The organism is Saccharibacillus sp. WB 17 (assembly GCF_008634075.2).
In the GTDB taxonomy this organism is placed as follows: domain Bacteria; phylum Bacillota; class Bacilli; order Paenibacillales; family Paenibacillaceae; genus Saccharibacillus; species Saccharibacillus brassicae.
The window spans coordinates 62,323-71,509 of record NZ_VPFK02000039.1; the positions used below are offsets into that span (position 1 = coordinate 62,323).

At 63.1% G+C, this 9,187-nt stretch carries 7 protein-coding genes; 3 read left to right on the forward strand and 4 right to left on the reverse strand.

Annotated features, from left to right (window positions below):
- Nucleotides 1-213: 213 nt before the first annotated feature.
- Both FTE24_RS17935 and FTE24_RS17940 read right to left on the reverse strand, forming a co-directional pair.
- Nucleotides 214-1,842: a histidine kinase N-terminal 7TM domain-containing diguanylate cyclase gene (locus FTE24_RS17935; protein WP_150234955.1), complete on the reverse strand. Its 1,629-nt coding sequence runs from the start codon at nucleotides 1,840-1,842 to the stop codon at nucleotides 214-216.
- Between the two features lie 135 nt (nucleotides 1,843-1,977).
- The gene (locus tag FTE24_RS17940) at nucleotides 1,978-2,487 is read right to left on the reverse strand and encodes a cupin domain-containing protein (RefSeq protein WP_150234957.1); all 510 of its coding nucleotides are present in this window, start codon (nucleotides 2,485-2,487) and stop codon (nucleotides 1,978-1,980) included.
- A 189-nt stretch (nucleotides 2,488-2,676) separates the two neighbouring features.
- On the opposite strand from FTE24_RS17940, the gene FTE24_RS17945 reads away from it, so the two are divergent.
- Nucleotides 2,677-3,276, forward strand: coding sequence for a TVP38/TMEM64 family protein (locus tag FTE24_RS17945; protein WP_141447532.1), 600 nt, complete (start codon nucleotides 2,677-2,679; stop codon nucleotides 3,274-3,276).
- 221 nt (nucleotides 3,277-3,497) lie between these two features.
- The gene (locus FTE24_RS17950; RefSeq protein WP_415663140.1) at nucleotides 3,498-5,612 is read left to right on the forward strand and encodes a glycoside hydrolase family 36 protein; all 2,115 of its coding nucleotides are present in this window, start codon (nucleotides 3,498-3,500) and stop codon (nucleotides 5,610-5,612) included.
- Nucleotides 5,613-5,818: 206 nt separating this feature from the next.
- On the opposite strand, the gene FTE24_RS17955 is transcribed toward FTE24_RS17950, so the two are convergent.
- Complete coding sequence (locus tag FTE24_RS17955) at nucleotides 5,819-5,995, reverse strand: CsbD family protein (RefSeq protein ID WP_141447531.1); 177 nt, start codon at nucleotides 5,993-5,995, stop codon at nucleotides 5,819-5,821.
- A 347-nt stretch (nucleotides 5,996-6,342) separates the two neighbouring features.
- Here FTE24_RS17955 and FTE24_RS17960 point away from each other — a divergent pair, with 347 nt between their 5' ends.
- On the forward strand, nucleotides 6,343-7,893 hold the full coding sequence (locus tag FTE24_RS17960) for an ATP-binding response regulator (protein ID WP_150234959.1): 1,551 nt from the start codon (nucleotides 6,343-6,345) through the stop codon (nucleotides 7,891-7,893).
- Nucleotides 7,894-8,111: 218 nt separating this feature from the next.
- Here FTE24_RS17960 and FTE24_RS17965 read toward each other — a convergent pair.
- Nucleotides 8,112-9,187: HNH endonuclease (locus FTE24_RS17965; protein WP_237401827.1), on the reverse strand; the 1,076-nt coding region annotated here is incomplete at its 5' end.

The following is a 9,187-nucleotide window of genomic DNA, read 5'->3' on the forward strand; positions in this document are numbered from 1 at the left end:
ACGTCAGGACGACGAAAATGTTGACTTCCGGTATACATTTTCCGCTCCGAAAGCCGTTTTCCTGCCGAATGTTGACCTTTTGCCCACTTTTCTCTTCATTCCGGCTCGTAAAGGCGCCGAATCGGGCGAAAAGTTGACTTTTTGTTCATATTTGGGCCGAAATTCGAGTTTACTGCCCAAAATGTTGACTTTTTGCACACTTTTCCCTCCGCCTCAATCCCCGACCGACTTCGCCGGCAGGATTCCACTCGGCAGCGGCTCCGCGTCAGGTTCCGGGATATGCTCGCCGGCGGCGAGCTGGACGTTGTTGCGGCCGCTTTGTTTGGCGCGGTAGAGCGCTTCGTCGGCGAGCTTGGTCAGCCGCTTGAGCGGGCGGCCCGGGCGGGCTTCGACGAGGCCGAAGCTTGCGGTCGCGCCGACCGGACCCGAAGGGGTCATGACGGGACCGGAATCCAGTTCGCGCCGGACGCGTTCGAGCAGGCCGTAGGCGTCTTCGAGGGAACGACCCGGCATGCAGAGCGCGAACTCTTCGCCGCCGTAACGGCCGAATACGTCGCGGTCGCCGAGATAGATTTTGCAGGCATGCACGACATGCCGGATCACGCAGTCGCCGACGTCGTGGCCGTGCGTATCGTTGATCGATTTGAAGCGGTCGATATCGAACAGGGCGATCGTCAGCGGTTCGCCGATCTCCCACGCCCCGATCAGCAGCTTCTCCGAACGCTCGACAAAATGCGTCCGGTTGTAGATCTGCGTCATGCCGTCATAGGTCGCCATCTGTTCCAGCTTGCGGTGCAGCAGCACGTTCTCGGTGACGTCGAGGACGACGACCGTCCGGCCCGCGGGAGAGCCTCCGTGCTTGTGGTAGACGATCGACGAGCGGAAACGGTAATGGCGGGCGCCGTCGTCCGCCAGCCATTCGATCTGGCGGTCTTCCGCTTCGAGGAACGTCATGTCCGTATCCCACGGACGGAGGCGGCGCGCCGGGAACGCCTGGTCCGCTTTTTGGCCGATGCGCTCGGGCGTGAGGAACGGGAACATCTGCGAAGCGGCTTTGTTGTAGTCGGCGAGCCGGCCGGCGGCGTCGAGGACGAGGACGCCGTCGCGCATGCTTTCCAAAATATTTTCGCGTACGACCGGGGTCGAAGTCAGCATGCCGGCCGACAGGATCGCCCAGCAGTACAGCAGGTTGGTCAGGCTCATGGTAGCGGGTACGGGATCGATATGGTAGGGGGTAAGGTTCAGGATGTAGACCAGGGAGGCGCCGATCGGCAGGAACAAGCTGACGAACATCGTCGCCGTCTGCTTGCGGTAGACGTTCAGCGTCTGGCGCATGTGCATGGCCAGCAGCCACATGCCCACGACGCCGCAGCCGAGCGTATAGCTGCCGTTGACGACGTACCAGAGGCCCATCGCGAAGTCGGCCAGCGGCCACGGGGAATCGGCGCGCAGGTCCATGCTCTGGTAGACGAGGCCGTGCAGGTCGTTCGTCAGCATGAGCAGCGAGGTAATGAAGGGAATGACCAAAAAGGCCGCCGTCGCGCGGGGAGTCATCATTCGTTCGCGCCCGATGTAGTGGAACACTACAAGCAGGTTCAACGGCGAGATGAAAGGAAGCCCCAAATACTCAAAGGAAATCCAGAACTTGATCTCCGCAAGCGACGAGCTGGCCAGTTCGAGGGAACTGCCGAACGTATAAATGGCGGTCGCCACGGACATCCAGATGAACAGATTCATGCCCGTGAAGCGCGTTTTTTGAAAAGAAGCGTATAGGGCCAACAGAACGCTGAGTACGCCCGACATGGCAAAAACAGCGATAAAGGTGGAGAACGCGGTATTCATGGATGGGGGAACTCCTGTCTTTTAGAGTCAAAACGATTTTGCGCAATCCGATTCGTACAGCATCAAAATCATACCATAAAAAGACGCGCGAAAAGTCGTTTTATCCCCGGCCGAGGCAGAAATATATGCACAATTTTAACGAATCGGCCAGTGCTCCGCGAGCGGTCCGCCGTCGCCGTGGACCGGATCGGTTCGGGGCAGCGGAACGCGGGCGATTTCTTCGATCGACTGCTCCCGCTTGCCGTCGTTTTCGATCCGCGTGTTGTAGTCCATGCCGTCCGGATAAGCGCCCACGACCCGGAAATCGGCGCTCGCGGTAATACGTTTGTGACCGGTGCCGGCCGGCAGCACGATGACGTCGCCCGCCTGCAGGTCGAACGTGCTGCCGTTCTCGCCGCCAACCTTGAGCAGCAGGGTGCCGCACGTCACGCCGAGCACTTCGTGCGCGCTGCTGTGGTAATGATGGTAATTGAACACGCCGTTCTCCCAGCTATTGCGCCAGTTGTGGCCGTTGAAGACCGATTCGGCCCACTCGGGCCTGTCGCCGAGCGCGCCGGGATACAAGATCACGGGCAGCTTCGGATTGTTGGGAATGATGCCGTCGTCTTCGAAATAAAAAGTTTGCGCTTCGCGTCGTTCGTTCATGGGATGCACCTCCGCAGGATGAATGTATGGCAATGATTACCCGAATGCGGCGGTCAGCGATACGGAATCGGCGGAGAAAATCCACAATTTCGCGTCAAAAAAGTCGATTTACCCGCTATAATAGCGGATAGGCCGGATCCGAAGGGAACTTCGCGGACGGACCCGGAAATTCGGAGAGGAGCGCAGCACATGCCGACCCTGGACCTTTTATCGTACATGACGGAAGAGAATTTGCGCGAGTGGATGGAACGGTTCCGCGCGCTCGGACCGCTGCCCGGCATTTTTCTGACGTTCCTCAAATCGTTCGTGCCGCCGCTGCCGACCGCCGTGATCGTGGGCGTCAACGCGGCGGCGTACGGACTGTGGCTCGGTTTTCTCTACTCGTGGATCGGGCTGGTCGCGGGCTGCATGACGACGTTCCTGATCGTGCGCGCCGTCGCGTCGCGTCCGTATTTCCGGCGCTGGGCGGAGCGTCCGAAAGTGCAGAAAAGTCTGCTCTGGGCACGTCGCAACGCGTTCAGCTTCGTGTTCATCCTGAGCATGATGCCGGTCGGGCCGTTCGCGATCGTGAACACGGCGGCGGCGGTCGTGCAGATGCCCAGACGCGCGTTTCTGCTCGCGATTGCCGGAGGCAAAGCGATCATGGTGCTGGCCGTCTCGTACGTGGGGCACGATCTGGCCCGGTTCGTCGAGCGGCCGTACGAGCTGCTCTACGTGGTCGGGTTTCTCGCGTTTTCGTTCTGGGCGAGCCGGCGGGCGGAAGCTTATTTTACGCGGGACACGCCGTAGCGAGAGGCCGCGGAATAACGCCGTGCGTACCTGCACACGGTACACCTGCACAGAGCCGCGGCAGAGCAGGGACAGAGAGCCGTTTCCGCTTCGGGAACGGTTTTGTTGTGGGGAAAAATAGGGCGTTACCGTTTGGACGGGGCTGCGGTATAATCGGGATATTCCAACGAAAGCCCGCCCGGGCGCAGACCGGAGCGGGCCGGCGAAAAGGGGACGAGGCCATGATGGCACAACAGGGGAAACAGCGGATCGAGCTTTTCGAAAACGGTTTAAGTTTGGTGTTCGACGTGACGGAGGAAGGCGACGTCCGGCTGCTGCACGCAGGCTGCCTGCCGTTCGAAGAAGACCGGATCGACGAGCGGGCGCGGCAGGGCTTCCGGGTGCTCGAAGTACAGCTCAGCGGCGAAGACCGCGACGAATACCACGGGAGAAGCCACCGGGCTTCCTATCCGGGACTGCGCCTGAGATACGTCCGGCATGCCGAACAGCGCACCGGGGCGGGACTGCTGTTCACGCTCGACATGCACGACCCGGCGACGGGACTTGCGACGACTTCTTTTTTCCAATTCCATGACGGGCTTGCGGTGCTCAAGAGCTGGACCGAGCTGCGCAATGCCGGCACGGAGGAGCTTGGCGTCGAATACGTGTCGTCGTTTTCGCTGAACGGGCTGGCCAAGGACGGAGCGGGCGACCAGGACGACAAAATGAAGCTGCATCTGGCGCACAACGGCTGGCAGAGCGAAGTCCAGTGGCGCAGCAACACGCTGCCGGAGCTCGGATTGTCGCATATGACGGATCGCAGCTCCAAACGGGTCTCCCTGAGCAACACGGGTTCGTGGGCCGCCGCGGAACATCTGCCGATGGGACTGCTGGAAAATACGGAAGCCGGCACGACGCTGTTCTGGCAGATCGAGCATAACGGATCTTGGCATTGGGAACTGCTCAACCAGTTCGACCATCTGTCGCTGCTCGTGAGCGGTCCGTCGGAGCACGATCACGGCTGGTGGAAAAAACTGCTGCCCGGCGAGACGTTCGCAAGCGTGCCGGTCGCGGTCGGCTGGGCGCGCGGCGGCTTCGAGGAAGCGATCGGCGAACTGACGCGGTACCGCCGCGCCACCCGGCGCCCGAATGAGGACAACGAGCATCTGCGTATTATTTTCAACGATTACATGAACTGCCTGTGGGGCAATCCGACGACGCAGAACCTGCTGCCGCTGATCGACGCCGCAGCGGACGTGGGCTGCGAATATTTCTGTATCGACTGCGGGTGGTATTCGCCGGGCGTCTGGTGGGACGGGGTGGGCGAATGGCTGCCGTCGGAGGAGCGTTTTCCGGAAGGGATCAAATACGTGCTTGACTATATCCGCGGCAAAGGCATGGTTCCGGGGCTGTGGCTGGAGATCGAAGTCATGGGCATTCACAGTCCGAAGCTTGCGGAGGCGGACGATTCCTGGTTCTTCATGCGGCACGGCAAAAGGGTCAAAGACCGCAGCCGCTACCATCTCGATTTCCGCAATCCGGCCGTCGTCGCCCATGCGGACGAAGTGCTGCGCCGGCTCGTCGAGGAGTACGGAGTCGGGTATATCAAAATGGATTACAACATCAACGCCGGACTCGGCACGGAACTCGATTCGGACAGTCTCGGCGACGGCCTGCTCGAACATAACCGCGCGTATCTGTCGTGGATCGACCGCATCTTCGCCGCGTATCCGGAACTGGTCATCGAAAACTGTTCCAGCGGCGGCATGCGTATGGATTACGCGATGCTCAGCCGGCACAGCATCCAGTCGACAAGCGATCAGGAAAACTACGTGAACTACGCGCAGATCGCGGCGAGTTCGCCGGCTGCGCTGACGCCGGAGCAGTCGGCGATCTGGTCGTATCCGCTGCGCGAAGGCGACGACGAGGAAGTCGTCTTCAATATGGTGAACGCGCTGCTGCTGCGCGTGCACCAGAGCGGGCATCTGGCGGAGCTGAGCCCGCCGCGCCGCGAGCTCGTTCGCGAGGCGCTTGCGGTGTACAAAGCCATTCGCGGCGATATTCGCGAAGGGCTTCCGTTCTGGCCGCTGGGGCTGCCGAAAATCGAAGACGGCTGGGTCAGCTTCGGCCTGCGCCGGGGCGGCACGCGCTACGTCGCCGTATGGCGGCTGGACGACGCCGCAAGCGAAGCGTCGCTGCCCCTGCCCGGCCTGGCCGGCAAAGCGGCGGAATGCCGCCTGCTGTACCCGCAGGGCCGCTCCGGCGGCGGCTGCGTCTGGAACGCCGAAAACGGCGAATTGAAGGTCCGGCTCGACCGGGAGCGGACGGCGCGGCTGTTCGAGGTCGTCGAGAGCTGAACGAAAGGCACCAAATAAAGGTGAAAACAGCAAAAAGACCGCAGCCCGCGCAAGCGGGGGCGGTCTCTTCTTGATGTATCCGAAGCCTGAGCTCCGGCTGCCGCCGATCGGCTCGGCGGCATTCCTCGAGGTGTGTTAAGTAATCGCAGGCCCGACGGGCCGCGCTAACCGCCATAAGGCGGAAAATCGATCATTCGTCGTAAAAATTAGTGGCGGTCTTTGGCTTCGCCGATTTTTTCCTGTACGGCGCCTTTGGCTTTGTCCATCTTGCCGTCGGCCTGCATGCCCGGATCGTTCTTCGCATTGCCGACCTGATCTTTGATCTCGCCTTTGGCTTTGTTCACGCCTGCCTTGATTTTGTCGCCAAGTCCGTTGTCGCTCATGCCGAACATCTCCTTCGCGTTTTAAGAATAAGTTCACATCGTGGTGCTAGTTTTTAATTACCCGCTGCCCGGGAAGGTTAAACGAAATTTGTCGATAAATCGTCTGCCGATCGCGAACGGCGGCGAGCCGCCCGAACTTCCTATCGGGTTCGGAAGAAGGCTTGGCGGAATCGGGGGCATGGAGGGTTTTATTGGACTCGTCCCCCCATACCAATGGTATAATCGGTTCAACGGGTTTTTATGCAAAACTGCTTGAATGTTTGGAGCAAAAGTCGAACGCACGGTCGGCTCCTGCGCAGGCGCGATACGCAGTTTTTATTTTCTATGGGAAAGCGGGTGAACAAAAAATGAAAGATTCGATGCAAGCGGCGGCGTGTCCGTCGCCGGCTTTGACCGCGGCGGCCGGCGACCTGCTTCAACTTGCCGCCGAAGTGTCGGGCGCGGAGACGCTGTTCGTCGCCAAGCGGACGGAGAACGGCATCCGCACCCTGTTCGTATGGGGCCGGGCCCGGGAAGGGCTTCGCGTCGGCGAACTGCTGAACCTGCCCGATCCGTCGGGCGGGGAGAGCGGCCTCACCGTTGCGCTGCCGCTGCTGAACGGGAACGAACACGGGCTGCTGGGCGCCCGGCGCAGCGGCAGGGCGTTCGACGCCGGCGAAGAGCAGGCGCTCGGACGCGCGGCTTCCGTCCTCGCCCGTCTGGCCGAGTCGGAAGAGAAAAGCTCCGCCGTGCGGCGCGAGCAAGAACTGCGCCAAAGCCGCGAAGACGCGGAGCGGGCCGCCCGCCAGACCGGCGAGCTGCTCGCGATGATGGGGCACGATATTCGCACGCCGATGAACGGCATCGTCGCCATGTCCGAGCTGCTCAAGGAAAGCGGGCTGACGACCGAGCAGCAGCAGTATTTGCAAATCATCGAAGGCAGCCAGCAGTCGCTGCTGGAACTGGTCGGCAGCATTCTCGATTACGGCAAATTGGAAGCCCGGCAGATGAAGCTTGAGCCGGCGCCCATGGACCTGCTGGGGGCGCTCGAAGACACGGTCTACCAATTCGCGGCCAAAGCGGCGCAGCGCCCGGAGCTCGAATTGACGCTGGATCTCGATCTCGACCCCGGACTGATCCTGATCGGGGACGTCGGCAAGATTCGCCAGGTCGTCAGCAACCTGCTGAGCAACGCGATCAAATTCACGGCGGCCGGGGAAGTGCGGATTTCGGCGCGCCGACTGGACGGGCAAGAGGGCGGCGATGCCCGGGCATGGATCGAAATCGTCGTCTGCGATACCGGAATCGGCTTGTCGGAAGCCGACATCGGCCGGCTGTTTCAGGATTATGCCCAGGTGCACCGCGACGAAGCGGGAGACTATGGCGGAACGGGACTCGGCCTGTCGATCAGCAGGCGGTTGGTCGAGCTGATGGGCGGCCGCATTCGGGCCGAAGGACGCGAAGGCGTAGGCACACGCATGATCTTCGCCGTGCCGCTGGAGATCGACCGCGAAGTCGAACCCGGCGTGTCCGATCCGGCGCAACTGCGGGACCGGCGCCTGCTGCTCGCCGCGCGCGGAAGCGGAACACGCCTGACGCTGTCGCGCCTGGCTGCGCGTCTGGGCATGGAAGTGCGGACGGCATCGACCGTGGCCGAAGCGGCGCTCGTGCTCGTCGGCGAAGGCCCGTTCGATCTCGTGCTGAGCGAATGGGCGCTTGAAGAAGACCCCGGGCCGCGGCCCGATCTGCCGTCCGGGGCTGCGCCCGCCGCCCCGCTGATCCTGCTGCATCCGCTGATTCACGACAGCGAGCCTGCCCTGCACGAGGGACGTCCGGCCCCGGCTTCGCTGACGAAGCCTGTCCGGCGGAGCGAACTGTGCAGCGTATTGGCGCTGGCCTGCTGCCCGGCCGAAGGTTGAACGGGCGGCCGGGAGCAATGTGGTGAGCGATGCGGCGAGCCAACGGGAAATGGAAAACATAAAAAGGGAAAATGGAAAACGGAAAAAGGAAAAAGGAAAAGGACCTTTTCAAGCCCCTCGACGGGGCGGGAAAGGTCCTTTGTGCTGGTTGTCGCGTGCGTCGTCTTCCGCTTGTCGAAGCGGCAGAGTGTAGGACTCGGCCGCTGGCGGTCTTCCGCCTACGGAGAAGAAGGGCTGCCGGACTCGGCAGCGTCGGACGCCGGAGCGTCGAACGGCTCCGCGTCTTCCATGAATTCGTCCAGATCGCGGTCCGCTTTGTTCTGGTTGCACAGCATACAGGCGCAGACGCAGTTGAGCGGCGTCGTATGGCCGCCTTTGGCGCGCGGCAGCAGATGGTCGATCGTGTCGCCGTATTCGCCGCAGAAATGGCATGTATAGCGGTCGCGTTCCAGAATGTAGCGGCGGAACGTCCGATTCGTATACAACCGCCGGATCGTGAAACGGTTAACGAGCACGGCCGCGTGCTCGCGCACGAGGCAGCGCGCCATTTCGAGGTCGGTCTCCTGCTGCCAGCGCCGCCCTTTGTCGGTGCGGCCGCGCATGCGGATCGTCCCCTGGCGGGTCGGCCGCAGCTCGGCTTCGCGCGTCGGCTCCAGCAGCGCGTCGGCCGGCGGTTCCGGCGGCGGACGCCGAACGCGCCGCTTGGGCGCGGATTCCACCGCTTCGACTTCTTCGGGCAGCGGCTCATGCGGCCGCGCCTCGGCCGAAGGCGGCATCGGGTCGGATGCCGCGTCGGGCGCCTCCAGATTCGGCGACCGGCGCCGCTTGCGGCAGTCGCGGCAGGCCCCGCGCCGCGATTCGCTGCCGGACCGCTTGCCGGTCCGGCGCAGGAAGTCTCCGAGCGGCTTCGGCTCGCCGCAGTACAGGCACGCCTTGACGCCGCCTGCCGGCGCGGCGTCCTCGCGCTCGCGCGGATCGGCGGCGGCTTGTTCCGCCGCGCCGGTCCGCGCCTCCGCCGGCCTGTCGGGGGCCGGCGGCGCTTCCTTGTCCGGCGCGCTTGGCTCGCCGGACAGCTCTTCGTCCGGCGTCATGCCGCCGGACCGGCTCTCCGCGCCTTCGGCGCTTGGCGGCGCGGTTTTGTTCGCGCCGCTCCGGCGGCGCTTGCGGCGCCGCTTGCGCGGCTTGGCGCCGTCGACGGCGGGACCGGCGCTGCGCACGGTCTCGGCCCGGCCGACGTTGTCGGCTTCGCCGCCGGCGTGGCGCTCCGCTTCGGCCTCGGCCGTCGGGCCGGGCT

What these genes read in the sequence shown, in the direction of transcription:
- FTE24_RS17940 (WP_150234957.1), bottom strand. Translation starts at nt 2,487, where the DNA reads ATGAACGAACGACGCGAAGCGCAAACTTTTTATTTCGAAGACGACGGC.
- FTE24_RS17960 (WP_150234959.1), top strand. Translation starts at nt 6,343, where the DNA reads ATGAAAGATTCGATGCAAGCGGCGGCGTGTCCGTCGCCGGCTTTGACC.
- FTE24_RS17955 (WP_141447531.1), bottom strand. Translation starts at nt 5,995, where the DNA reads ATGAGCGACAACGGACTTGGCGACAAAATCAAGGCAGGCGTGAACAAA.
- FTE24_RS17950 (WP_415663140.1), top strand. Translation starts at nt 3,498, where the DNA reads ATGATGGCACAACAGGGGAAACAGCGGATCGAGCTTTTCGAAAACGGT.
- FTE24_RS17935 (WP_150234955.1), bottom strand. Translation starts at nt 1,842, where the DNA reads ATGAATACCGCGTTCTCCACCTTTATCGCTGTTTTTGCCATGTCGGGC.
- FTE24_RS17945 (WP_141447532.1), top strand. Translation starts at nt 2,677, where the DNA reads ATGCCGACCCTGGACCTTTTATCGTACATGACGGAAGAGAATTTGCGC.